This is a genomic window from Janthinobacterium agaricidamnosum, assembly GCF_003667705.1.
Taxonomy (GTDB): domain Bacteria; phylum Pseudomonadota; class Gammaproteobacteria; order Burkholderiales; family Burkholderiaceae_D; genus Janthinobacterium.
The window spans coordinates 6,233,758-6,259,406 of record NZ_CP033019.1 but is presented as its reverse complement, the minus strand read 5'-3'; the positions used below and the strand labels follow the sequence as shown (position 1 = coordinate 6,259,406).

At 62.2% G+C, this 25,649-nt stretch carries 19 protein-coding genes and 1 riboswitch; of the genes, 6 read left to right on the top strand and 13 right to left on the bottom strand.

Translation table 11 applies throughout. The features are described from left to right. Positions 1 to 102: 102 nt before the first annotated feature. The 4 genes from D9M09_RS28275 to hppD form a co-directional block, all read right to left on the bottom strand. Positions 103 to 2,826 (bottom strand): TonB-dependent receptor plug domain-containing protein, encoded by a 2,724-nt coding sequence (locus D9M09_RS28275; protein ID WP_121670886.1) that lies wholly within the window; start codon positions 2,824 to 2,826, stop codon positions 103 to 105. A gap of 165 nt (positions 2,827 to 2,991) precedes the next feature. Continuing rightward, positions 2,992 to 4,488, bottom strand: a complete 1,497-nt coding sequence (locus tag D9M09_RS28270) for a S41 family peptidase (RefSeq protein WP_070313024.1) — start codon at positions 4,486 to 4,488, stop codon at positions 2,992 to 2,994. 124 nt (positions 4,489 to 4,612) lie between these two features. Continuing rightward, on the bottom strand, positions 4,613 to 8,209 hold the full coding sequence (locus D9M09_RS28265) for an indolepyruvate ferredoxin oxidoreductase family protein (protein WP_121670885.1): 3,597 nt from the start codon (positions 8,207 to 8,209) through the stop codon (positions 4,613 to 4,615). A 364-nt stretch (positions 8,210 to 8,573) separates the two neighbouring features. Continuing rightward, a complete protein-coding gene (hppD, locus tag D9M09_RS28260; RefSeq protein WP_121670884.1) occupies positions 8,574 to 9,701 on the bottom strand; it encodes a 4-hydroxyphenylpyruvate dioxygenase in 1,128 nt (375 codons plus the stop codon). Positions 9,702 to 9,826: 125 nt separating this feature from the next. Here hppD and D9M09_RS28255 point away from each other — a divergent pair, with 125 nt between their 5' ends. Then, the gene (locus D9M09_RS28255) at positions 9,827 to 10,351 is read left to right on the top strand and encodes an Lrp/AsnC family transcriptional regulator (protein ID WP_070220829.1); all 525 of its coding nucleotides are present in this window, start codon (positions 9,827 to 9,829) and stop codon (positions 10,349 to 10,351) included. Here D9M09_RS28255 and D9M09_RS28250 read toward each other — a convergent pair. From D9M09_RS28250 to D9M09_RS28235, 4 genes are all read right to left on the bottom strand, one after another. Then, on the bottom strand, positions 10,343 to 11,047 hold the full coding sequence (locus D9M09_RS28250) for a GNAT family N-acetyltransferase (protein WP_070220830.1): 705 nt from the start codon (positions 11,045 to 11,047) through the stop codon (positions 10,343 to 10,345). The genes D9M09_RS28255 and D9M09_RS28250 overlap by 9 nt on opposite strands. Before the next feature lie 85 nt (positions 11,048 to 11,132). Further along, entirely contained in the window at positions 11,133 to 12,230 is a 1,098-nt protein-coding gene (locus tag D9M09_RS28245; protein WP_121670883.1) for a multifunctional CCA addition/repair protein, read from the bottom strand. Positions 12,231 to 12,242: 12 nt separating this feature from the next. Beyond that, positions 12,243 to 12,959, bottom strand: coding sequence for a glutathione S-transferase family protein (locus D9M09_RS28240; protein WP_070220832.1), 717 nt, complete (start codon positions 12,957 to 12,959; stop codon positions 12,243 to 12,245). Positions 12,960 to 12,971: 12 nt separating this feature from the next. Then, on the bottom strand, positions 12,972 to 14,960 hold the full coding sequence (locus tag D9M09_RS28235) for a lytic transglycosylase domain-containing protein (protein WP_121670882.1): 1,989 nt from the start codon (positions 14,958 to 14,960) through the stop codon (positions 12,972 to 12,974). A gap of 104 nt (positions 14,961 to 15,064) precedes the next feature. Here D9M09_RS28235 and D9M09_RS28230 point away from each other — a divergent pair, with 104 nt between their 5' ends. Continuing rightward, positions 15,065 to 15,592 (top strand): 5-formyltetrahydrofolate cyclo-ligase, encoded by a 528-nt coding sequence (locus D9M09_RS28230; RefSeq protein ID WP_070289498.1) that lies wholly within the window; start codon positions 15,065 to 15,067, stop codon positions 15,590 to 15,592. 14 nt (positions 15,593 to 15,606) lie between these two features. On the opposite strand, the gene metF is transcribed toward D9M09_RS28230, so the two are convergent. The 4 genes from metF to metK all read right to left on the bottom strand — a co-directional run bounded on the left by metF (position 15,607) and on the right by metK (position 19,788). Further along, positions 15,607 to 16,437, bottom strand: a complete 831-nt coding sequence (gene metF, locus D9M09_RS28225) for a methylenetetrahydrofolate reductase [NAD(P)H] (protein WP_070313029.1) — start codon at positions 16,435 to 16,437, stop codon at positions 15,607 to 15,609. Continuing rightward, entirely contained in the window at positions 16,424 to 16,780 is a 357-nt protein-coding gene (locus D9M09_RS28220; RefSeq protein WP_034783534.1) for a phage holin family protein, read from the bottom strand. The genes metF and D9M09_RS28220 overlap by 14 nt, the downstream gene beginning before the upstream one ends. Before the next feature lie 197 nt (positions 16,781 to 16,977). Next, complete coding sequence (ahcY, locus tag D9M09_RS28215) at positions 16,978 to 18,402, bottom strand: adenosylhomocysteinase (protein WP_070289496.1); 1,425 nt, start codon at positions 18,400 to 18,402, stop codon at positions 16,978 to 16,980. A gap of 27 nt (positions 18,403 to 18,429) precedes the next feature. Next, positions 18,430 to 18,498, bottom strand: a riboswitch (S-adenosyl-L-homocysteine riboswitch). Between the two features lie 123 nt (positions 18,499 to 18,621). Then, a complete protein-coding gene (gene metK / locus D9M09_RS28210; RefSeq protein WP_070220840.1) occupies positions 18,622 to 19,788 on the bottom strand; it encodes a methionine adenosyltransferase in 1,167 nt (388 codons plus the stop codon). A 188-nt stretch (positions 19,789 to 19,976) separates the two neighbouring features. Between metK and D9M09_RS28205 the strand changes: the two genes are divergently transcribed. From D9M09_RS28205 to dapF, 3 genes are read left to right on the top strand one after another with little or no spacing between them, the layout of a single operon-like run. Next, entirely contained in the window at positions 19,977 to 20,846 is an 870-nt protein-coding gene (locus tag D9M09_RS28205) for a lysophospholipid acyltransferase family protein (RefSeq protein ID WP_121670881.1), read from the top strand. Then, positions 20,843 to 21,718 carry a lipid A biosynthesis acyltransferase gene (locus D9M09_RS28200; protein WP_070220844.1) on the top strand — a complete coding sequence of 292 codons (876 nt, stop codon included), beginning with the start codon at positions 20,843 to 20,845 and terminating at the stop codon, positions 21,716 to 21,718. Before D9M09_RS28205 ends, D9M09_RS28200 begins: the two co-directional genes overlap by 4 nt. Before the next feature lie 11 nt (positions 21,719 to 21,729). Next, positions 21,730 to 22,593, top strand: a complete 864-nt coding sequence (dapF, locus tag D9M09_RS28195) for a diaminopimelate epimerase (protein ID WP_121670880.1) — start codon at positions 21,730 to 21,732, stop codon at positions 22,591 to 22,593. A gap of 24 nt (positions 22,594 to 22,617) precedes the next feature. Here dapF and D9M09_RS28190 read toward each other — a convergent pair whose 3' ends face one another. Further along, positions 22,618 to 24,120: a tetratricopeptide repeat protein gene (locus tag D9M09_RS28190; RefSeq protein WP_121670879.1), complete on the bottom strand. Its 1,503-nt coding sequence runs from the start codon at positions 24,118 to 24,120 to the stop codon at positions 22,618 to 22,620. Between the two features lie 197 nt (positions 24,121 to 24,317). Here D9M09_RS28190 and D9M09_RS28185 point away from each other — a divergent pair, with 197 nt between their 5' ends. After that, the gene (locus D9M09_RS28185) at positions 24,318 to 25,625 is read left to right on the top strand and encodes a porin (RefSeq protein WP_346428565.1); all 1,308 of its coding nucleotides are present in this window, start codon (positions 24,318 to 24,320) and stop codon (positions 25,623 to 25,625) included. Positions 25,626 to 25,649: the final 24 nt, after the last annotated feature.

Genomic DNA, 25,649 nt, shown 5'->3' with positions numbered 1-25,649 from the left:
GCTTTTCTATTTACCTCCAACACCGCAAAGGCTGGGGTCAGACCCTCAATGCCGCTGACTCAGAGACTTGCGCCAACGTTCGCGGGGGTCTGACCCCGGGTTTCAGCTACCGAAGTGGTAATTGAATTCGACCCATCCCTGGCGTCCCTGCGGGCTGTAGCTGCCCACCGGATAGTACGGCCAGCCGCCGCTGTCGTCGCGCTTGATCTTGTCGAATACGTTGTTGACGATCAGCGACAAGGTGGCGCGGTCGTTGATGCGGTACACGGTGCTGATATTGGCCAGCGCCGTCGGCGTCAGATAGGCTTTGCCGGCGGCGTTCGGGATCTTGCTGTAGCGGCTGACCAGCAAGGTGTTCGACCAGTCGCCAGCGCTCCAGTTCACGCTCAGGTTGAGCTTGTCGCGCCAGTCCGAATTGTTCAGCGATTTGAGCTCGTCGATCTCTTCGTCGCCGACGAATTGCTGCGATTTATTGCTCAGCACCTTGGCGTAGTTGGCCTTGAAGGCAAAGCGGCCATAGTCCGTCGTGCGCAGCAAATACTTGACGCTGATGTCGATGCCGCTGCTGCTCTGCTTGGCCGCGTTGATCGGATTGACGGTGATGGTCTTGATCTCGCCGGCACGGTTCAGCGCATTGGCGGCAAAGCGCTCGACGCGGTTCAGGGTATCGACGCAGGTCGGCGAGTTGATGTCGGTCTTGCCCAGGCGGCAATCGGCTTCATCGCGCAGTATCTTGTCGGAGCTCAGGTTGGTTACCAGGTCGTCGATCTTGATATTCCAGTAGTCGACCGAGACGTCGAAATTGGATGTCGGCGACCAGACGGCGCCCACGCCGAACGACTTGCCCTTCTCCGACTGCAGATCCTTGCTGCCGTTCTGCACATAGTCGGCGCCCGGCGATTTGTTCGCGTAGTCGCAATCATCGATGGCCTGCCCGGCGACGCCGCAGCGGTAATAGTCGGTGGTGCTCGAGTAGTAACCGGTGCCGCGCGCCTTGTAGATGTAGTTCATGTCCGGTGCGCGGAAGCTGGTGGCGTAGTTGGCGCGGAACAGCAGCTCCGGCGTGGGACGCAGTTCCAGGCCGCCGTTATAGGTGAACTTGCCGTCATGGCGGCCGGCAAAGCTGTAGCGGTCGTAGCGGCCGGCCAGGGTGCCGGTCAGCTTTTCATGCAGCGGCAGGTTCACTTCCGCCCCCAGCGCATAGCGGGTGCGCGTGCCGGCCGTGATGTCGGACTTGGTGGCGACGTTGAAGTAACCTTCGTTCAGGCGCGCGTCGGGCACGTTGCTGAAGCCCTGCTTGCCCACTTCGGCGATGGTGGCGATCTTCGCCACGCCAGCGGGAAGCTGGAACAGGTCGCCGTTGGTAGCCAGACTCAGGGTATTCGTCCAGGCCTTGTCGTCGCTGTCGGAATTGCCCGTGATGCTGTCGAACTCGGCCGCCGTCACCCGGCGCGACAGGCGTGCCGGATCCGGCGCGTAGACCGGCACGCCGGCGGCATCGGTGCCCAGTTTCGGACCCAGGAAGAAGCTGTCGATATTGGCCAGCGCGCGCGGCGTGTGGCTTTCGCTCTTGTACACCGAGGCATTGTAATTGGCTTCGTATTGCCAGCTGCTGGTGCCCGGCACGCGGCCCTTGGCGCCCAGCGAGATGGCCGTGGCCAGGTCGTCCCACTTGCGGTTGTAGCGCTCCACGCCGCCCATTTCCTCGGGCGAGATATAACGCGTCCACGCTTCGTAGCGATCGGTATTCTGGTTGCGGAAATAGCTGCTGCCCGTCGACGACGACGTCCACGTCGGGCCGCGCGTGTTGTTCTCGGTCGAGTTCTTGCCGATCAGGAAGTCGGCGAACAAGGTCGTTTCCGGCGACAGCTCATAGTTGGCGCTGCCGAACACGTTCTGGCTGCGGTTCTTGGTTTGCGTGGTCCAGTAAGTGGGGCCCACTTTCGGGCTGGCGCAATAGCTGCCGTTCTTCGCCTGATACTTGACGGTGCTGCCGCCGAACAGGTCGCCGAACTGCGTGCAGGTGTCGCCCAGGTCCACATAGGTGCCGGAAGACCCCGCCTTTACCACGCGGCGCGACGCGATATTCGTCGGCGTGCCCGAGCGGGTGGCCATGAAGTCGCGCTGCAGGCTCGACAGCGGATCGCGCTGGCTCAGCTCCACGCTGAACAAGGTATGCAGCTTGTCGAAATTGCCGCCGCCCGTCAGCTGCACGCGCTGGTTGCCGGCGCCGCCGCGCGTGGTGCCGCCCGCCTTGACGTTGATATCGAAACCTTCCGTCTGCTTTTTCAGGATGACGTTGACCACGCCGGCGATCGCGTCGGAACCATAGATGGCCGAGGCGCCGCCGTTGAGGATCTCGATGCGGTCGACAATGCTCGACGGGATATTCGCCAGGTTGGTGAAGTTGACTGTGCCTTCGTAGGCGACGGGGAAGTCGGCCAGGCGGCGGCCATTGAGCAGGATCAGGGTGTGGTTCGGACCGAGGCCGCGCAAGCTGATGGTATTGGCCGACGGCGTAAACGTGTTGCCGAAGTCCTCGCCTTGCGTAAAGCCGCTGTTCTGTACCTGGTTGGTCAGCGCATCGAAAACGTTCTTGTACCCTTGCTTGGTGATTTCATCGCCCGTCAGGATGGTGACGGACGATGGTCCCTCCAGGCTGGCGCGGGGAATCCGCGAACCGGTGACCACGACGGCTGGCGGGGTGGCCGCCGGCTGCTGATCCGCTGCGGGCGCTTGCGTCTGCGCGTGCGCCTGCCATGCGGAACCGCCAAGGATGGCCAGTACGGCTACGGTGAGCGGTGGTAACTTGAATTGTATAGGCATCTTTGCGCTTCTCAAGGTTAGGGAGAAGGTGAAAGATATCAAGATGCCAGCAATTACAGAACGAATGGATTCGTCTTTCTATATATCATAATTGTTATATAGAAATATTTATGAGAAGAAAGATGCCCCACCCTCATCCAGGAAGGGGGGCAACATGGGGTTTTATCATTTCAATACAGCAATTTCCTTGTAGGCCGGGCGCAGCAGCCGCGCGGCCGTTTCGGCCGGACTCGCCATCGAACCCGGCAGCCTGAGCGCGCCCGTGGCCGGGGTACAGCTGCCGCTGCCGCGGTAGCGCAACGCCGCCGCCAGCATGGCTTCGGCAGGATCGCCCAGCGCGTGCTGGTAATCGTCCGTCACGTCGCACGTTGGCGCCATGCCATCGGCAAAGTCGCCAAAGCCCTTGGCGTTGACACCCTGGAACTGCACGGCGAAATACGTGGTGCCGCAATTCGGCGTGGGATAGAAACCATAGGGCTTGCCGCACGTCGTGCCGCCGATCAGGTTGACCTGCACGTCGACGCCGCGCAAGCCGTTGATGATCGCTTCGCTGGCCGAACAGGTATTGCCCGTCGTCAGCAAGGTCACCCGCTTGAGGCCCAGCGAAGGCAAAGGCGTGCCCTTGGGCAAGGGATTCGGCCCGGCAAAGCCCTGGCTTTGCGTGTGGAATGGCACGGGCGCTTCCGGCCGCGTCTTGTCATTGGCCAGCACCTGCTCGAAGGTCTTGCCGGTGGTGACTTGCGGACCGGCAATCATGTAGGCGAGCTCGCTGGCGACATCGAGATAGCCGCCGCCGTTGTAGCGCACGTCAAGCACCAGGTCGCTGATGCCGGCCGCCTGGAAGCGGCGCATGGTCTCGACCAGCTGGCGTTCGGCCACGTTGTTGTGGGTGTTGAAGGTCAGGTAGCCCACCTTGCCCGTGGGCGTGTCGATGATGCGCTCGTTTTGCACGGCGCTCGTGCTCACTTCCACCGCCTGCAGGTTCGCCGAGAGGGGCGAGCCATTGCGGCTGAACGCCAGCGTGTGCGTGCCTTGCGCTGCAGGGAACAGGCCGGCGTTAATGATCTTCACGCTGGCAGCGTCGGGGGCATTGACGAAATCGGTGCCATCGACGGTTTGCAGCTCATCGCCGCGGCGCAAGCCCGCCAGGTCGGCCGGCGAGCCTGGCTCGACGATCGAGATCACGGCCTTGCGCGGCGGCGTGGTGCGCGTCAGCGCCAGCAACATGCCGTAACCGAGCTCCACGCCGTTGAGCGAGGCTTCCCATTCGGCCGTCGTATACGTGAAATGGAACTGGTCCTTCGGCTTGCCGGACGCCGTCGTGGCCGTTGTTTTGAGCACATCGAAATACGCCTTGGCCGTGGAAAAGCTTTGCGGCAGGTAGGTGGTCGGCACTTCGCGGTACCACAGATACGTTTCATCGATCCAGCTGCGCACCCACGTTTGCTCATCGAGCAAGCTGCCCGGCTTGTCGATGCTGCTGCCGCTGCGCGGCGCCTCGCAACGGTTCGCCACCGTGGAGGAGGCAACCAGCGCCGTCGGCCCTGTCGGAGTCACGGGCGGGACGACGGGCGCGCTGTCGCTGCTGCCGCCTCCGCCGCCGCAGGCACTCAACACACATACGAGGGAAACAGCGAGGGAGCCAAGTCGCAGGGAATGCATGAGAAACTTTCCATAAAGAAATTATCGAAAAATTATAATGCGTTTCGCCAGCAAGCGTTGCTTTCTTTGATACAAAAAAAATGGCGCCCGCAGGCGCCATTGCTACAGCGAGGAACTCACCCCATCACGCCACGGTGGCCGCCACGGGTGCTGCCACGACGGGCGGCAGCGGCGTCGGCGCATTGAAGGCGATCAAGAGACTCGCTTCCTTCTCTTTCGCCGCCTTCAAATGACGCTCCTTCACGTGGCCATAGCCGCGGATGTCTTCCGGAATGCTGGCGATCGCCACGGCTTGCGCCAGCTTGGCCGTCGTCAGCTTCGGCAGCAAGCCGCCCACCGTCGCGCGGTATTCCGCGATCAGCGCACGCTCTATCTTGCGCTCGGCCGTATGGCCGAACACGTCGAAGGCCGTGCCGCGCAAGCCCTTGAACTTGGCCAGCACGCCGAAGGCCTTCAGCATCCACGGGCCATATTCCTTCTTGATCAGATGACCCTGGGCATCCGTTTTCGCCATGATCGGCGGCGCCAGGTGGAACTTGAGCTTGATGTCGCCTTCGAACATGGACGCGATCTTCGCCTGGAAGGCGCCGTCCGTGTACAGACGCGCCACTTCGTACTCGTCCTTGTAGGCCATCAGCTTGTAGAAGTAACGGGCCACGGCTTCCGTCAGGCGCAAGTGCGGGCCGTTCAGTGCGCTTTCGGCGGCGCGCACCTGGCCGACGAAGTCCAGATACTGCTGCGCATACGCGCGGTCCTGGTAAGCCGTCAGCAGGGCCACGCGCTTTTCAATGATGTCGTCGAGCGTGTCGATGCGCTTGAATTCCACCACCTTCGCTGGCGTGGTCATGCGCACCAGGCTGGCCGCATCGTGGGCGCCCGCGCGGCCCCAGTTGAAGGCCGCCTTGTTGAATGCCACCGAGACGTTGTTCAAGTCGATGGCCTTCATGATGGCCGCTTCGCTCAAGGGCACCTTGCCCTTTTGCCAGGCGTAACCGAGCATGAACATATTCGTCGCAATCGAGTCGCCCATCAGCGCCGTAGCGATCTGGCCCGCGTCGATGAAGTCGACGTGGTCGCTGCCGCAGGCCTTTTCGATTTCCATGCGCGCCGAAGCGCCGGGGAATTGCCAGTCCGGATTCTTCACGAAAGCGGCCGTCGACGAGCTGGTCGAGTTGATCATGGCCCAGCTGCGCCCCTCTCCCATGCGCGACAGGGCGTCGCGGCTGGCCGTGACGATCAAATCGCAGCCGATCACCAGGTCGGCCGCACCCGTGCCGACGCGCGTCGAGTGGATATCTTCCTGGCGGTCCGCCAGACGCACGTGCGACATCACGGGGCCGCCCTTTTGCGCCAGGCCGCTCATGTCCAGCACGGAACAGCCCTTGCCTTCCACGTGGGCCGCCATGGCCAGGATCTGGCCGACGGTGACGACACCCGTGCCGCCGATGCCGGTCACCAGAATACCGAACGGCTCTGCCGTCGATGGAATGCTTGGCGTCGGCAAGGCCGGTGCGGCTGGCGCATCCTTGTCGGCGGCAGCCGCCTTTTTCGGCTTTTTCAGGCCGCCGCCTTCCACCGTCACGAAACTGGGGCAGAAACCCGTCGTGCACGAGAAATCCTTGTTGCACGACGACTGGTTGATCTGGCGCTTGCGCCCCAGTTCCGTTTCCAGCGGTTCCACCGACAGGCAGTTCGATTGCACGGAGCAGTCGCCGCAGCCTTCGCAGACGGCTTCGTTGATGACGGCGCGCTTGGCCGGGTCCGGGTATTCATTGCGTTTCCGGCGGCGGCGTTTTTCCGAGGCGCAGGTCTGGTCGTAGATCATGGCCGACACGCCGGGCATGTCGCGCAGCTCGCGCTGCACGTCCATCAGTTCGGAACGGTGGCGCACGGTGACGCCTTCGGCCCAGGCGTAATCGTCCGGATACTTTTCCGGTTCGTCGGTGACGACGATGATGGGGCCCACGCCTTCGGCGGCGATCTGGCGCGAAATGATGGCCGGAGATAATGGCCCGTCGAATTCCTGGCCGCCCGTCATCGCCACCGCATCGTTGAACAGAATCTTGTAGGTGATGTTGACCTTGGCCGAGACGGCCGCGCGGATGGCCAGGATGCCCGAGTGGAAATACGTGCCGTCGCCGAGGTTGGTAAACACGTGCTTTTCATTCGTGAACGGCGCCTGCCCCACCCAGGTGACGCCTTCGGCGCCCATGTGGGTAAAGGTCGACGTTTCGCGGTCCATCCACAGCACCATGTAATGGCAGCCGATGCCGGCCAGCGCGCGCGAGCCTTCCGGCACCTTGGTCGAGGTATTGTGCGGGCAGCCGGAGCAGAAGAACGGCGTGCGGTCCTTTTGCGGATCGGGTTTTACGCTGATGGCCTTGAGGACGTTTTCCTTCGCTTCCAGGTAGGCGATGCGTTCCTTCACGCGCTGCTCGACGGGGTGGCCCGCGTAGTAGCGCGAAATGCGGCTGGCGATCGCGCGGGCGATCATGGCCGGGTTCAGTTCATACGTGGCCGGCAGCAGCCAGTCGCCGTGCCCCGTACCCTTCTGGTTGCTCCACTCGCCCGTGTCGTCGAACTTGCCGACCACGCGCGGACGCTCGCCGTCCTTCAGGTTGTACAGCTCTTCCTTCAGCGCGTATTCGAGGATTTGCCGCTTTTCTTCCACCACGAGGATTTCGTCGAGGCCCTTGGCGAATTCATGCACGCCGTCCGCTTCCAGCGGCCAGGTCATGCCGATCTTGTACAGGCGGATGCCGATGTCGGACGCCGTCTGCTCGTCGATGCCGAGATCCGCCAGCGCCTGGCGCGTGTCCAGATACGATTTGCCGGCCGTGATGATGCCGATGCGCGCCTTCGGGCTGTCCCAGATGATCTTGTTGAGCTTGTTGGCACGCGCATACGCCAGCGCCGCATACCATTTGTAGCTGTTCATGCGAACTTCTTGTTCCAGCACCGTGTCGGGCCAGCGGATGTTCAAGCCACCGGCCGGCATCTCGAAGTCGGTCGGCAAAGTGATCTGCACGCGGTCCGGGTCGAAATCGACGGCGGCGCCCGACTCGATGATGTCGGTCACGCATTTCATCGACACCCACAAGCCCGTGTAGCGGCTCATGGCCCAGGCGTGCAAGCCGTAATCGATGTATTCCTGCACCGACGACGGGTACAGCACGGGGATGCCGCAGGCGTTCAGGATATGGTCGGACTGGTGCGCCGTGGACGACGATTTCGCCGCATGGTCGTCGCCGGCCAGCACCAGCACGCCGCCGTGCTTGGCGGAACCGGCGTTATTCGCGTGCTTGAAGACGTCGCCGCAGCGGTCGACGCCGGGACCCTTGCCGTACCACATGCCGAACACGCCGTCGTATTTCGCGTCTTCGAACAGATTCGTCTGCTGCGTGCCCCAGACGGCCGTGGCGGCCAGGTCTTCGTTCAGACCCGGATGGAATTTGACGTGGTGTTCATCGAGGTATTTCTTGGCCTTGATCGCCGTCATGTCGACGGACGTCACAGGCGAACCGCGGTAACCGGTGATGTAGCCGGCCGTATTCAGGCCAGCTTTTACATCGCGCTCGCGCTGCAGCATGGGCAGGCGGATCAGCGCTTGCGTACCCGTCATGAAGGCGCGGCCACGCTCCAGGGTGTATTTGTCGTTCAGGGAAATTTCGGACGCGTGCGCGCCCGGCTCAAGACTCGAGCCCTTGATTGGTGCATTCATTACTTGTCTCCATTATTCTCTGTGCTACGCGTGCAGGTCGGTTGAACTCACACGTACCGGCCGCGCTTTATGAGCAATGCCGGTGCGGAAAAATGACTTGTTTGTCGTAGACTACCACAGGAAGGCGCGCAGTTCTTTGCTGCGCTGCACTCCCGTGTTTTACCTTTTTGCTGCTTCTTTTTCTGGCAATGTCGGCAATGTCGGATGACGCTGCGCTAATCCCACCTACAGATATTGGCCGCTTGCTGGCAATGTCGGATGACGCTGCGCCTCGGCGGCCCCGCTCATCCGACATACAGCCAGGATCAACCCTGTAGGTCGGCTTAGCCGGAACGGCGTAAGCCGACAAACAGCAGCCCCCGGCTTAGGCCGCGCTCGTATCTTTCAGCACGCCGCGCTTGATCTGGTCCAGCTCGATCGACTCGAACAGCGCGCGGAAGTTGCCTTCGCCGAAGCCCTGGTCGCCCTTGCGCTGGATGATCTCGAAGAAGATCGGACCGATCACCGTCTGCGTGAAGATCTGCAGCAGCAGTTCGCGTTCGTTTTCCGTGCTGTGGCCATCGATCAGGATGCGCAACCGGCGCAGTTCATCGAGCTGCTCGCCGTGGTTCGGCAGGCGGCGGTTGACCAGCTCATAGTACGTTTCAATCGTGTCCTGGAAATCGATACCCGTATCGCGCATGCCTTGCACGGAGGCATAGATATTGTCCGTGCCCAGGGCGATGTGCTGGATGCCTTCGCCATGGTACTGGTCCAGGTATTCGGCGATCTGCGACTTGTCGTCCGACGATTCGTTGATCGGGATGCGGATCTTGCCGCACGGCGAGGTCATGGCCTTCGATTTGAGGCCCGTCAGCTTGCCTTCGATGTCGAAGTAGCGCACTTCGCGGAAGTTGAACAGGTTTTCATAGAAGCTTGCCCATTCCTTCATGCGGCCACGGTGCACATTGTGCGTCAGGTGATCGATGTAGGTCAGGCCATGGCCGACGGGGTTGGCGACGGCGCCGGGAATGGCGACGAAATCGACGTCATAGATACTGATGTCGCCGATGCCGCCCGGTGCGGCCGCGTCCGGCTTGTCGGCGCCCTTGCCGCGCCAGCGGTCGACGAAGTACAGCAGCGAATCGCCCACGCCCTTGATGGCGGGGATATTCAGCTCCATCGGACCCGTTTTGTTATCGAAACCCCAGGCGCCCAGTTCCAGCGCGCGGCGGTACACGAAGGCCGCGTCGTCGACACGGATGGCGATGGCGCACACGGACGGGCCGTGATGGCGGGCAAAACGCTGCGCGAACGAATCTTGTTCGGCATTGATGATGAAATTGATGTCGCCCTGACGGTACAGGGTGACATCCTTGTGGCGGTGGCGCGCGATGGCCGTGAATCCCATGTTCTCGAACAGCTTGCCCAATGCTTTTGGGTCTGGTGCTGCATACTCGACGAACTCGAAACCATCGGTACCCATCGGGTTATCCCAAGGCTGAAATTGCATGATGTCTCCTCCAAGAAGTAGCGCACAGTATAGGCGTGGGTCACGGGCATTAAATGCCAAAGATCTCCCGAACAATCATGATTTGCGCAATAATATTGCGTGAAATACGAACCACCGGAGGAAGCATGAGCAAAATTACGCTGGATAAAACGGATCGCAAGATCCTCGCCGTCCTGCAGGCCGATGGCCGCCTGTCGAATCAGGACGTGGCCGAGCAGGTCAGCCTGTCGCCATCGCCATGCTTGCGCCGCGTCAAACGACTGGAAGAAGCGGGCGTCATCCGCCAGTACGTGGCCCTGCTGGACCCGGAAAAGATCGGCCTGGGCTTGCTCGCCTACGTGAACGTGCGGCTGGAAAAGCACAGCGACGCCACGGCCCACAGCACGGCCCGCGTGCTGGCGCCGAATCTGGTGACGAATACCTCGCCGCGCGCCGACTTCGCCGTGGCCGTGGCGCATTGGCCGGAAGTGGTGGCCTGCTATGCGATGACGGGCGAAATGGATTATCTGTTGCGCGTGCACGTGGAAGATATGGAACACTTTTCGCGCTTCATGATGGCCACGCTGCTGCGCCACCCGGCCGTGCTGGACGTGAAATCGAGTTTCGCCTTGCAGCGCATCAAGGATACGACGGCCCTGCCCTTATTGTGATGGCGGCCCGGGCTGCTTCTTGCGCCCCGGCAAGCGCTCGAACAGTTTGCTGGCGGCGCGCGCATTCGCCTTGAAGGTGTAGTCGAACATGGCGAACTGCTCCTGCACGGCTTCCTGCAGCATGCTCGTCGGGTTCGGCGGCAACAGTTTCAAATATGCATCGGCTTCGCCATAGTCGCGCTGGATTTCCATGCCCGCCTTCTTGGCGATATGCATCATCGTCTTGTTGGAGGACAAACAATGCATGTACAGGGTATCGACATCGTTGTTGCGGCAGTGAATCGCCGCCCGCTCGAACAGTTTCGAACCGACGCCCATGCCGCGCATCGATTTCGACACGGACACGCCAAATTCCGCCACCTGCTCCTTGTCCGTCACCACGCTTTTCGCCGGCGACTGGTCCTTCGGCGCGAACGCCAGATGGCCCACGCCCACCAGTTTGAACAGGCTGTTGTAGACGCCGTAGATCATGTCGCGCGAGAAATCCATCTTTTGCACGTACTGCGCGACGAGTTCATCGGGCAAGGCGCTGCCGAAGCGCAGCAGGCGGTCGCTTTTCTCGAGCGACAGGAAATGCTTCATCATGCGGCGCCGGTCGCGCTCATGCAATTGCTTGACGAGCACGGTCGGACGCCCGCCGCCGCTACGGCTGAGCCAGCGGCGAAACGGGTTTTGAAACAGCTTGGGTAAGGTCACGTCGACTCCTGGAAGCGGTGCTGCGGCACGTCAGGCCGTTATTGTGCAGTGCAGCATCTGCCGTATTGTAGCCTATTCCCGCCATTCAAGCCTGGGCCAGGAAGGCCGCCACGGCCGCCACCCGTGCCGCATGGATGATTTCGGGGATGCGTTTCGGCTCCGTACAGCCTTGCGCCAGCGCACCCGCATTCACGCCGCGCGCCGCGTCCAGCCCGCCCTGCAGCCGCGCCGCCTGGGGAAAGCCGCCGGTGACCAGTCCGTCGCAAGCCACGGCCTGCAGCAGTTGCACGAAGCGCTGCGGCTTGCGCAAGCCGTCGCAGCGTTCGCACAGACTGACGATGGCCTCGGCGCCCAAGTCCAGCGCGCCGTTGATATTGTCCCGCTCGCGCGCTGCCATGATGGCCAGTTCGCGGCACTCGTTGGGCACGCGCAGGCGCTCGCTCAGCTGCTCGATGGCATCCTTGCTCAAATGCAGCATCAAGGCGGCAAAGCGCACGGGCAAGTCATGACCTTGTGCGGCGGCATGGTCGACGACCTGCACCAAGCGCTCGCTCAGCTGAATTTCCCCCATGATGCGCGCCAGGGCGCCGCACTCGTGCAGCACCGTCAGCATGCGCGCAGGATGGCTTTCCATCAGTCCCTTGGCCACTTCCTGCCACACGCGCTCGGCCACCAGGGCGTCGACTTCGCCGTTGGCCACCATCTGGCGCATCAGCGCCATGGTGGCCGGTGCGACAGTGAAAGTATGAAAACGGGCAGCAAAGCGGGCCAGACGCAAGATGCGCACGGGGTCTTCGCCGAACGCGTCGGAGACGTGGCGAAACACTCTGCGCTCGATATCGGCGACGCCGCCGAACGGGTCGGTCAACGTCCCATCCTCGGCCCGGGCGATGGCGTTGATGGTGAGATCGCGCCGCACCAGATCGTCTTCCAAGGTGACGTCGGGCGCCGTGTGGAAGACGAAACCCCGGTAGCCGGGGGCCGTCTTGCGTTCCGTGCGGGCCAAGGCGTATTCTTCCTGCGTCTTCGGGTGCAGGAAGACGGGAAAATCCTTGCCGACGGGCCGGAAACCCTGGCGCAGCATGTCTTCCGGCGTGGCGCCCACGACGACGTGGTCGTGGTCTTTCACGGGCAAGCCCAGCAGTTGGTCGCGCACCGCGCCACCGACCGTGTATATCTTCATAACACTCTTTTCTTAATCAGGCAATTCCGCGTCGTGCTTGGGCGCCGTTTCCGTTTCCGCCAGCGCTTCCGCGATCCAGCGGGCCACGGCAGGGTGCGCCTGCACGCGCTCGCAGTAGGCGTTCAGGGCCGGTGCCAGCGACACGCCATACGTGCGGAAACGCATGACGACAGGGGCGAAATACGCATCGGCGATGGAAAACTCGCCAAACAGGAACTGGTGGTGGCCAAAGCGCGACAGGCACTCTTCCCAGATTTCGCTGATGCGGCCGATGTCGGCCTGCGCGGCAGCCGTGCGGCCCCGTCCCGGCAACTTCGCCTTGATATTCATCGACATATCCGTGCGCAAGCCGGTAAAGCCCGAATGCATTTCCGCACAGACACAACGCGCCATGGCGCGCGCGGCCACATCCTGCGGCCACAGGTGTTTATCTGGAAACTGCTCGGCCAGGTATTCGCAGATGGCCAGGCTGTCCCAGATCGTGATCTCGCCCGCCAGCAGCACGGGCACCCGGCCACAGGCCGAATATTCGGCAATTTTGGTGGCCGTGTCGCTCTGGTCGAGCAGCACGCGTACTTCATGGAACGGAATACCGAAGGCCGTCATGGCCACCCACGGGCGCATCGACCACGACGAGTAATTCTTGTTGCCGATGATGAGGGTCAGGCCCGGCTCGCGGGCAGCGGCCAGGGTTTGCGTCAGGCTGGGGTCAAGGATGGTCGTTTGCATGGTCGGCTAGCTTTAGTTGGATGATGGCAAATCGGCCGCGACGGCGCTGTTTTTCGGCCCCACGGTGCCCAGGCGCGCTTTCAGCGATTGCGGGCTTTTTTCGAACAGGGCCGCGTAGTACGTGGCGTTGGCCATCACGTTCTTCACGTAGCCGCGCGTTTCCGTGTAGGGAATGATCTCGGCAAAGACGGCGCCTTCCAGCGGCCGCGTCATGGTGGCGCGCCAGATGCGCAAGCGCCCCGGCCCCGCGTTGTAGGCGGCGCTGGCCAGCACTTGCGAACCGTCCAGGCCACCGAGCACCATGTTCAGGTAATTCGTGCCCAGCAAGACGTTGGTGCGCACATCGCTCAAGGTTTCCGTGACGAAATCGGTCAGGCCGATCTTCTTGGCGACATACCGTGCCGTCGACGGCATGACCTGCATCAAACCGGACGCGCCCACGTGCGACTGCGCATCCATGATGAAGCGCGATTCCTGGCGGATCAAGCCGTACACCCAGGCCTTGTCCAGGCCCAGGGTTTGCGTGGCCGGATGCATGACATCGTCGTGCGGCGTCGGGTAGCGTTGCGTATAGTCCACTTCCAGGCGCGTGCGGTCGGAAGTATTGACCATGCGGTCGAGCACATTGTTCTGGCGCGCAAACTCCGCGGCGGCCAGATGTTGCCTGTCCGTCATCGAACGCAATTCCCAGTTCCACTCGCGCGTGCCCTCGAAGCGCAAGCGCATATTGAAGAATTTCAAGGCGCGCTGCAGCCCCGGATTGGCGGCCATGGCGGCGATTTCCGCCGGCGTGACGGGCTGGCCCGGCGGCGGCAAGACCAGGTGGTTGCCCAGCTCTTCATTGGCCAGCAAGCCGTAGAAATTCGATTGATCGCTGATCGTGCGGTACAAGGCATCGGCCTGCGCATTCGGGCGGCCCGGCGTTTCCGCCTGCTGCGCGCGCGCCAGCCAGTAGACCCATGTCGGGTCCGCGCGCAGCGAGGCCGGCATGGCCTGGATCGCCGTCTTCACCTGGGGCCAGTTGCCTTCACGCAAAGCGATACGCGCCTTCCATTGCATCTGCTCCTGGGTCAATGGTGCACCATTGGTTTTTTGCCAATATTCGAATGCTTCCGGCGCCAGCGAATACGACGCCTGCAGGGCCAGGCTGGCCCAGCCGATGGCCTGTTCCTGCGCCGTCAGCTGCGCACTGGCCTTTTGCAGCGCCACCACGCCCAGTTTTAATGTGCTTTTCGCCATGCGGCCGACGGCCACCAGGTACATCTCGTGGTCGGCGCGACTGGCGCCTGGGCCTTTGGCCAGCACCAGCGCGGGCAGGTCGATCGCTTGCGCCATCTTCGCGTCGGACGCACCCAGCAGCAGCGCGATGCGGCGCGCCGGGCCCGTGGCGTTGGTCTGGCCCGCCAGGCGGATCTGCGCCCACAGGTCGTTCGCGTCGAACTGGCCATTTTGCGCCAGTGCGGCGATCAGGCTGCCGCACGCTTCGCCATAGCCAGGCGGCGAGACGAGCAGCTTGCGCGCCTCGGACGCCACGTTCTGCCCCTTGGCGGCGCGCGACATCAGCGCATAGCACTTGAGCTGGGTGTCGTCGTCGAGGGCGAATTGCGGATATTGTTCATCGAACACGACCCAGTCGCGCTTGCGACCGAGTTCCAGCAGCCAGTCGTTGCGGAAACGGTCGGCGATGGCGCTGCCCTTGTAGCGGTTCAGGTAATCGCGAAATTGCGCCTCGGTCAGCAGTTTGATGCGCGGTTTCAGTCGATAATAGTCAACATACGATGGAATCTGGTAATTCGTCAGGCGCCCCGCATAAAAGTCGGCTTTTTCGACGTCATCCTTGCGCGCGGCATCGCGCAGCAGCAGGAAGGCATCGTCCTCGCTGCGCGTGTCGGGGGCGGCTGGGGGGACGGTGGTGGATACCTGGGCCAGGGCGGCCAGGGGAGACAAGGCCGATGCAACACACAGCATCGTGCCGGCAATCCATTTCAGTGGGGAAATCAATGTACGACTCTCAATCTTAACTTGATGGTGATATGAATAGCGACCCTAGAATAACATGCGATCCGGCTACACGGCCACCCATTGCGCCACAGGAAAAAGCCGGCTTGCGCAAAGCCTTGCTGGCGGCCCGGCGCGCCCTGCCCGAGACCACGCGAGCAAGGTGGGATGCGGCCATCGCGCAGCGCCTGCTCGGCTGGTGCGCCGGGGAAAACGTCAAGGAACTGGGCGTGTACTGGCCCCTGCACGGCGAGCCGGACTTGCACGAGGCATATGCGCAGCTGGCCGCGCGCGGCGTGCAATTAAGCTTGCCCGTGGTGCTGGAAAAACATGCGCCGCTGGCATTTTCCGACTGGACGCCGGGCGAGCCCATGGTCAAGGATGGCATGGGCGTGGCCGTGCCCGCGCAATTGCGCCTGCGCCAGGCGCCCGCCGCCCTGCTCGTGCCCTGCCTGGGTTTTAACCAGGAACGCTTTCGCCTCGGCTATGGCGGCGGCTATTACGACCGCACCCTGGCGGCCACGCCCCGTCCGCACACCCTCGGCGTCGCCTATGCCTGCCTGGCGGCAAATTTTCCCAACGGCGAATACGACATCGCCCTCGATCACATCGTGACCGAGGGCGATCTGTTCTGACAAGTCAGGACGGTTTATTTCACCAGGCGCTGCCACAAGGCCGTCGTGGGCGCCGCCTGGTTCATGCTATAGAAATGCAAGCCTGGCGCGCCGCCTTCCAGCAGGCGTTCGCACAGGCCCGTCACCACGTCCAGGCCAAAAGCCTTGATGGACGCGCTGTCGTCGCCGAAGCTGGCCAGTTTCAGACGCACCCAGCGTGGAATTTCCGCGCCGCACATGTCCGAAAAGCGCATCAGCTGCGTGTAGTTCGTGATCGGCATGATACCGGCCACGATAGGCACGTTGATGCCCATCTTCTGCGTCTGCTCGACAAACTGGAAATACGCGTCGGCATTGTAGAAGTACTGGGTGATGGCGGCATTGGCGCCGGCCTGCACCTTGCGCGCGAACGCGTTCAGGTCATCCTGCGGCGAACGGGCTTGCGGATGCACTTCCGGATAGGCGGCCACTTCGATATGAAAATGGTCGCCCGTCTCGGCGCGGATGAATTCCACCAGCTCGTTGGCGTAGCGGAACTCGCCCGAGGCGCCGTAGCCGCTCGGCAAGTCGCCGCGCAAGGCCACGATACGCTTCACGCCGGCGGCCTTGAAGTCGGCCAGCACGGCGCGGATCGATTCGCGCGAGCCGCCGACGCAAGACAGGTGCGGCGCGGCCTGTTCGCCGGCCGCCAGGATCTCGCGCACGGTGTCCAGCGTGCCCTGCTGCGTGGTGCCGCCCGCGCCGAACGTCACCGAGAAATACTTCGGATGCAATTCAGACAACTTGACACGCGTGGCGCGCAGCTTTTCCGCCCCTTCCAGGGTTTTCGGCGGGAAAAACTCAATACTGAAATTATGCTTTTCCATCGTCATTACTCAAAAGTAAGGTCGACAAGGCCCAGGAAATGATGCTGTACAGAATGGCGCCGCCCACGGCAGACCAGAAACTGGCGACATGGAAACCATCGATCACCTGCGCCACCAGCCAGAACAGGAATCCATTGATGATCAAAATGAACAGGCCCAGCGACAAGAACGTCACGGGCAGGGTCAGCAGGATCAGCAAAGGGCGGATCAGCGCATTGACCAGCCCCAGCACGGCAGCGGCCAGCAGCGCGGTCCAGCCGCTGCTCATCGTCACCGAGTGCATCAAATACGGGACGGCAAACAGGGCTGCCGCATTGATAAACCAAATCAGTAGCAAGCGCATTTCTCTAGCCTGTCAAAAAAGAGGGGCAAGCCGGCATAGCCGGCCTTTTCAAAGTACACCGATCAGTCTTGTTGCCTCGCGAACCGTAGCGAGCGGATGCGCGGCGTGGCCGAGAAGCGCAGCTGTACTTTATGTACAGCGAGCATCGCCGGCCGCGCCCCGCGTCGCGCAGTAGGCTCGCGGAGCAACCAGCCAAATTAATAGCGGTAGTGCTCTGGCTTGTATGGACCTTCCGTGCGCACGCCAATGTAGTCGGCTTGCTCTTGCGTCAGTTCCGTCAGCTGCGCATTCAACTTTTTGAGTTGCAAACGGGCGACTTTTTCATCCAGGTGTTTTGGCAGGGTGTACACGCCGACCGGGTAGTTGGCCGTGTTCGCGTACAGCTCGATCTGGGCGATCGTCTGGTTGGCGAACGACGAGCTCATCACGTACGACGGGTGGCCCGTGCCGCAACCGAGGTTGACCAGACGGCCTTCGGCCAGCAGGATGATGCGGCGGCCCGACGGGAAGATGATGTGGTCGACTTGCGGCTTGATGTTTTCCCACTCGTATTGTTTCAACGAAGCGACGTCGATTTCATTGTCGAAGTGACCAATGTTGCAGACGATGGCCTGGTCTTTCATGCGCGTCAGGTGATCGTGCGTCAGGATGTGATAGTTGCCGGTGCAGGTGACGAAGATGTCGCCGTGTTCGCACGCGTAATCCATCGTGACCACGCGGTAGCCTTCCATCGCCGCCTGCAGTGCGCAGATCGGGTCGACTTCCGTCACCCATACTTGCGCCGACAGGGCGCGCATGGCTTGCGCCGAACCTTTACCTACGTCACCGTAACCGGCGATGACGGCCACTTTACCGGCGATCATCACGTCGGTGGCGCGCTTGATGCCGTCGACCAGGGACTCGCGGCAGCCGTACAGGTTGTCGAATTTCGATTTCGTGACGGAATCGTTGACGTTGATCGCAGGGAAAGCCAGCTTGCCTTCCTTGTGCATCTGGTACAGGCGGTGCACGCCGGTCGTCGTTTCTTCCGTCACGCCGAGGATTTCCGGCAGGCGCTTCGAGTACCAGGTCGGATCGGCCAGCAAGTGCTTCTTGATCGAGTTGAACAGGCAGATTTCTTCGTCCGAACCGGGGTTGGCCAGCACCGACAGGTCGGTTTCCGCGCGCACGCCCAGGTGCAGCAGCAGGGTAGCATCGCCGCCATCGTCGAGGATCATGTTCGAGTAGACAGCCTTGCCGTCAGCATCCGGCCATTCGAAGATGCGGTGCGTGTATTCCCAGTAGTCGTCCAGCGACTCGCCCTTGACGGCGAACACAGGCGTGCCAGCGGCAGCGATGGCGGCGGCGGCGTGGTCTTGCGTCGAGTAAATGTTGCAAGATGCCCAACGCACTTGCGCGCCCAGTGCTTCCAGGGTCTGGATCAGCACGGCGGTCTGGATGGTCATGTGGATGGAACCGGTGATGCGCGCGCCTTTCAGAGGCTGCGCCGCCGCGAATTCTTCGCGGATGGCCATCAGGCCAGGCATTTCCGTTTCAGCAATCTTGATTTCTTTGTCGCCCCATGCGGCCAAGGTGATATCGGCGATGGTGTAGTCGTGTTGCGATTTGAGTACGGCGTTCATCACGCCCTCCTTTCAGTTGTTGAAAAAGGTACGTGAGCGCGGTTGCAGGATATTCCGAGCCTGGCGAATTTCTTCGTCGCAACGCTCCTCGGACGGTGGATTTTAACATCGTCAATGCCGGCGCGCCAGCTTGTTCGCCATACATTGCCACGTAACAACACATAAAAAAAGCGCCCGCAGCCTGGCGGCCGGGGCGCTTTTCTTGCACATCTGACTAGATTACTTCAGGCCGGCAGCGTCGCGCAGCAGGGCGACCTTGTCCGTGCGCTCCCACGTGAATTCCGGCTCTTCGCGGCCGAAGTGGCCGTAGGCGGCGCTCTTCTGGTAGATCGGGCGCAGCAGGTCGAGCATTTGCACGATGCCTTTTGGACGCAGATCAAAGTGCGCCAGCACCAGCTTGGCGATTTCCGCGTCGGGAATTACGCCCGTGCCTTCCGTGTAGACGGTGATGTTGATCGGCTTGGCCACGCCGATGGCGTAGCTGACCTGCACCTGGCATTGACGCGCCAGGCCGGCCGCGACGATGTTTTTCGCCACATAGCGGGCCGCATACGCTGCCGAACGGTCGACTTTCGATGGGTCCTTGCCCGAGAACGCGCCGCCGCCGTGCGGGGCCGCGCCACCGTAGGTGTCGACGATGATCTTGCGCCCGGTCAAGCCGCAATCGCCTTGCGGACCGCCGATGACGAAACGGCCCGTCGGGTTGACGAGGAATTTGGTCTCCGTCAGCCATTCGCGCGGCAGGATGGGCTTGATGATTTCTTCGATGACGGCTTCTTCGATCTGCTTGTGCGAGATTTCCGGCGCATGCTGGGTCGACAGCACCACCGTGTGCACGCCGACGGGGCGGCCATCGACGTAGCGCAGGGTTACTTGCGATTTCGCATCCGGACGCAGCCATGGCAGACGGCCATCCTTGCGCAGTTGTGACTGGCGCTCGACCAGGCGGTGCGCGTAGTGGATGGCGGCGGGCATCAGCTCGGCCGTTTCATCGCAGGCGTAGCCGAACATCAGGCCCTGATCGCCGGCGCCTTGATCCAGGTCAATGCCAGCACCTTCATCGACGCCTTGCGCGATGTCCGGCGACTGCTTGTCGTAGGCCACCAGCACGGCGCAACCCTTGTAGTCGATACCGTATTCCGTGTTGTCGTAGCCGATGCGTTTGATGGTTTCGCGCGCAACTTGAATATAATCAACATTGGCGTGCGTGGTAATCTCGCCAGCCAGTACCACCAGACCCGTGTTGCACAGGGTTTCGGCGGCCACGCGGGCGCTCGGATCCTGGGCCAGGATGGCGTCAAGGATGGCGTCGGAAATTTGATCGGCAACCTTGTCGGGATGGCCTTCCGAAACGGATTCGGAAGTGAAGAGATAGTCGTTTGACATTGCAAGCTCCTGATTACTATGTGAATGTTCTGTCGCAGTAAAGAGGATTTTGCCTGCGACGCTTTAGCGATATTTATATTCCGCTTCGCAAGTTGTCTATTAACTCAGCGGTTACTGCATACGTGGTATTTTACGCTTCTTAAAAAATTTTGGCACGGCAACACGCCATTCCTGGAAACAGCTTATACATGTTAGTCCCAATTTTCCGCTTCTTGTCCGTCTTTCCCCTGCCCGTCCTGCATGGCCTTGGCGCTGTGCTGGGATGGGTGATTTACGCCATTTCCCCGTCCTACCGCCGCCGCATGCGCGAGAACATGCAAGGTGCGGGGTTTTCGCAACACTTGCACACGGCCGTGGCCGAAGCGGGCAAGAGCGTGCTGGAACTGCCCTTCATCTGGTGCGCCCCCGCCGAGCGCGTGGCGCGCCATGCGACGGTGGAAAACTGGGAACTGGTGGAAAAAGCGCTGCAGCATGGCCGCGGCATTGTCTTCCTGACACCACACCTGGGCTGCTTTGAAATCGTCGCCCAGCAGATCGCGCTGCGCACGCCGCTCACCGTGATGTACCGCCCGCCCAAGCGCGCCGCCCTGAAACCGCTGATCGAAGGGGCGCGCGCGCGCGAAAACCTGATGCTGGCGCCGGCGAACATGTCGGGTGTGCGCATCTTCGCCAAATGCCTGAAAAAGGGACAACCGATCGGCCTGCTGCCCGACCAGGTGCCGCAGGAAGGCGAAGGCGTATGGGCCGATTTCTTCGGCCGCCCCGCCTACACCATGACCCTGCCCGCCAAGCTGGCGCAGATGGGCGGCGCCGAAGTCATCATCACCTACGCGGAACGCCTGCCGGGCGGACGCGGCTATGTCGTGCATTTCGTGCCGTTTACCGAGTCGCTCGACAGCAGCTCGGCCGAACAGGCGCGCACCATCAATGCGGCCATGGAGCAATTGATCGCCCGCAGCCCGGCGCAATACCTGTGGAGCTACAACCGCTATAAAGTGCCGCGCGGCGCGCCGCCGCCCACGCCTGCCACGACCGCTGCCACCGGGGAGCAGGCATGAGACTGCTGATCGCCTTCATGTGGCTGCTGCACTGGCTGCCTCTGCCCATCCTCGGCCGCTTCGGCGTGGCCGTCGGCAGCGTGCTGTTCATCGCCATGCCCACGCGGCGCAGGATCGCCCTGACGAATCTGCGCCTGTGCATGCCGGAACTGACGGAAGCCCAGCGCGTGGCGCTGGCGCGCCAGCATTTCCAGGCCTATTCGCGCAGCGTGTGGGAACGCAGCATCCTGTGGTGGTCATCGGAAGCGCGATTGAACCGCCTGATCAAAAAGGTACCCGCCTTCCCGGGCCAGCAGATCGCGGCCAAGCCCACCATCTTGCTGTGCCCGCACTTCGTCTGCCTCGACGTGGCCGGCGCCGCCACGGCCATGGAAATTTCCGCTTCGTCAATGTACGTGCAGCAAAAAAACGCCGCCTTCGACCAGGCCTTGCGCAACGGCCGTTCGCGCTTCAAGCCGCCCAAGCTGTTTACGCGCCAGGACGGCATCAAGACGATTTTGCGCGCGCTGCGCGACGGCTTGCCATATTTCATGCTGCCGGACATGGACTTCGGCGAAAAGGATGCGGAATTCGTGCCCTTCTTCGGCGTGCCAGCCGCCACCCTGACGGCCACGGCGCGCCTGGCGCTGGCCGCCAAGGCGCAGGTGATTCCCGTCATCGCCACTTTTTTACCCAATTACCAGGGCTGGCAAGTGACCTATTACCCGGCCTGGGACGATTATCCGGGCGACGACATCACGGCCGCCACGCGCCGCATGAACGAATTCATCGAAGAGCGCGTGCGCGAAGCGCCGGCCGAGTATTTCTGGACGCACAAACGCTTCAAGACGCGTCCGGAAGGCGAAGCCTCGTTCTATAACCAGCACAAGTGATACGGCAGAACATGAAACTCCACTTTACCAAGATGCACGGCGCGGGCAATGACTTCATCGTCATCGACGCCATCAATCAGGACATCGACTTCACGCCGGCCCAATGGCAGCGCCTGGCCGACCGCCGTTTCGGCATCGGCGCCGACCAGATCCTCGTGGTGGAAAAGCCGCGCCTGCCCGGCTGCGACTTCCGCTACCGCATCTATAACAACGATGGCGGCGAAGTGGAACAGTGCGGCAACGGCGCGCGCGCCTTCGTCAAGTTCGTCAGCGAAAAAGGCTTGTCCAGCAAGGCCAGCATCCGCGTGGAAACCATGGCCGGCGTCATCGCGCCGCGCCTGGAACTCGACGGCAGCATCACGGTCGACATGGGCGCGCCCGTGCTCGAGCCACAGCTGGTACCGTTCGATGCGGCCGGCCTCGCCGGTGTAGCGGAAGGCAACGACACCTTGTGGCCGCTGGACCTGGCCTTGCCGGACCACGCAGCTTCCGTGCTGGTATCCGTCGTCTCGATGGGCAATCCGCATGCCGTGCAAGTGGTCGACGATGTTGATGCGCAAGACCTGGAAGTGACGGGCCCGCTGATCGAGCACCACCCGCGCTTTCCCCGCCGGGTCAACGCCGGCTACATGCAGATCGTCGACCGCCAGCACGTGAAACTGCGCGTGTTCGAGCGGGGCGCGGGAGAAACCCTCGCGTGCGGCACGGGCGCCTGCGCCGCTGCCGTGGCCGGCATCCGTCGCGGCCTGCTCGATTCCCCCGTGCGCATCAGCGCGCGCGGCGGCGAACTGTCGATCGCCTGGCAAGGCCCCGGCCAGCCCGTCCTGATGACGGGCCCGGCAGTGACCGTGTTCGAGGGCACGATCGAGCTGTAGACGGGTGAAGGTCAGAAGTAAAAGTCAGGCGGCCAGGAACTGCTGTTCCTGTACCACATCGAGTTCCGCCAAATAGCACTTCAGGCGATACAGGCGCTGCCGGTAATTGCCTTCCGGCCCCGCCACGCCGCAATCGACGCGCTCGAACAGGCGCACCACCTGATCGAGCAGCTGGCGCTCCTGCGCCGTGCGGATCAGCACGAGGCGCCGCTTGCCGCGGCCATGCGTGGCGCTGATATCGATCAACAGACAATGGCCCTGGTCGGCCGCGTGGATGTCGAGCAGCAAGGCCTCGGCACGCGACAGATGAAAGCAGCGCGCCAGTTCCAGGCGCGCCGCCAGCAGGGGGTGGTTCTGGCCCAGCTGGCGCACATTCCCGTCGGCGTGCATGGCGGCGCACTGGCCCCAGTCGCCGGGCTCGCCTCGAGGCGCGATTTTCGCCAGCGCCGCCTCCGCTTCACGGCTGCCTTGCGCCTGCGCCTGCAGCAGCCAATACGCGGCGCGCACATCGTTGTTGACGCCGTCGCGGCGGTTACGCCAGGCATGCATGCCGCACTCGAGCTGCGCCGGCCCATGCCCCAGGTCGGCCGCGCGCTCCAGGCAGAAATGCGCTTCGACGACATTGCGCTGGGAAAATTCCGGTTTCGTATAGATGCGCGACAGCACGAACCAGGCTTCGGCCAGTCCCTGCTCGCCCGCCTGCGTCAGCCAGCGCACGGCACGCTTGAAATTGGCGGCGCCGTTGCGCGTGGCCAGGCGCTGGCCGTGCGCATCCATGCGCGCATAGCCGAGTCCCAGCTCCAGCTGCGCCGTGCGGTCGCCGCCATGCGCGGCCAGCTCGCAGCACTGCCAGCCCTCGGCATCGCCGCCCGGCGCCAATGCCTGGGCGCAACGCGACAGCAACAGCACCTGCTGAGCGTCGAGGGCGATCGTGCGCGCCCCGGCGGCGGCCTGGCGCAGCAGCAGCTCGCGCGCCAGCGGCAAGCCTTGCGACAGAAAACCCGCATGGTTGCCCTGGCGCCAAGCCTGCTCCAGCCAGGCGTGCAGCGGCGCGTCGCCATCGAAGGCCAGCTCGCCAGCCACGCTGGTGGCCGGCCCCGGTGTTGCCGATGATTTTTCTTGTAGCGACAACAACCACTGCGCATCGGGCAAGCCGGCGCGTACGGCAGCGTCCAGCGCCACGCGCGCCTTGGCGCGCAAGGCTTCACAGTGACTGGCGGCGTTGCCCAGCACCAGTTGCGCCAGTACCAGGCCCGCCTGCACCAGGCCCGCATCGAACGCTTGCGCGTAATACGGAATCAGCGCCTTGGCTGCCGGTTGCGCGACTTCGAAAGGCACGTGGGTGCCAATCAGCCGGCACGCTTCCTCGCTATCCTCCTGGGCCGCCCGCGCCAGCCAGTGCAAGGCCGTCGGCAAGCTTTGCGGCACACCGTGTCCAAACAGATACACCCGTCCCAACGCCAGTTGGCAAGCCACGTCGCCAGCACGTGCCCCCTTGATCAATCCTAATGTTTCGCGATTTGCCATCGATTCTCGATATTGAGTCAATGATTCTAATAATAGTGAGTCGTCTCCAGGCCCATCAGTGCAGGCCGTCCCTTAGTGTAACGTCCTTGTGTCGTAAATCCGCCAAAGCGACCGCAAGAACTTGATTCAACGCAACAATCCCTCGGCCTGGACATGCCAAGATTGCAATGCGCCGCTACGGTGGCGATGGGAGAACCTTGTCCATCGGCGCAGGACGGGCAGAAATCGCGCGTTACAAAAATACAACAGGGGCATGCAGTTATGCCGCTTTTCACCAATCTTTTCACGCATATTTGACCAATCCCGCGCGTCTTGCGCGCCGACGAATTAAGGTTCATTCATCGAAACGCGACAGTCAGCGCATTTCAATCTGCTCGGATCTCGGACGGAACTCACTTTTAAATAGGGAAGAAGACATGAAAAAATCACTCGTTGCCCTCGCACTCTTCGGCGCCTTTGCCGCAACCGCACAAGCGCAGTCGTCCGTCCAAATCTACGGCACGATCGATGCAGGCCTGGGCAAAGCGACTGGTTCAACCACCGCTGTCACGAAGCGCGACAACAACAAACTGGGCTTCAAGGGTACGGAAGATCTGGGCAATGGTTTGAAAGCTATTTTCCAACTGGAAATTCGCTATGAATCCGACACCGGCACCGTAGAAAACACGTCGGGCGCCAATTCGCGTCCGCTGTTCCAGGGTCAAAGCCGCGTCGGCCTGCAAGGCGACTTCGGTACCGTACGCCTGGGCCGTGGCCTGACCGCATACCAGGAAGTGAGCACCTCGTTCGAACCATGGTCGGGCATGCCTACGCCAGCCGGTTTTCAGACCGACCTGACCGTCGCCGGCTACACCAGCGATCCGCTGAGCGCACCAGGCAACTCGCGTAACCGCTTCTCGAACGCCGTGTTCTACAACACGCCAGTGTTCAATGGCTTCCAGCTCAACGCCACCGTTGCTGCCAAGGAAGCTAATAACAACAGCGCAGTGCCAGCGCGCGCGCCGGGCAACTCGGTAACATTTGCTTCGGGCAACCGTGCCGTGGCAGCCAACGTGGCGCCGACGTCGACCCCGTACTCGATCTCCGCAACGTACACCTCGACTGGATTTGCTGCCATGGCTGCCTACGAGCGCAATGGCTTGCAAGCCAAGCTGTGGTCGGTTGCTGCCTCGGTCAATCCTATTCCTGAGCTGAAAGTCATGCTGTCGATCCAGCACCAGAAAGATGATGACTTCAAAATCATCAATACCGGCACCAAATCGTGGGTACTGGGCGCCAACTACGACGTAGGCCCAGGCAAGATCCGCGCCGGCTATGGCCAGAAAACGCCCGATGGCGTCGTCAAAACCAAGCAAGCATCGCTGGGCTATGACTACAATCTGTCGAAGCGCACCTACGTCTATGCAGATATCTCGAACAAAAAAGCCGCTGTTGCTGACAGCATCAACTACAACGTTGCGAAAAGCGTCAACTACGTCGGCATCGGCGTACATCACAACTTCTAATGGCATCGCGCGTCTCCCGCGACG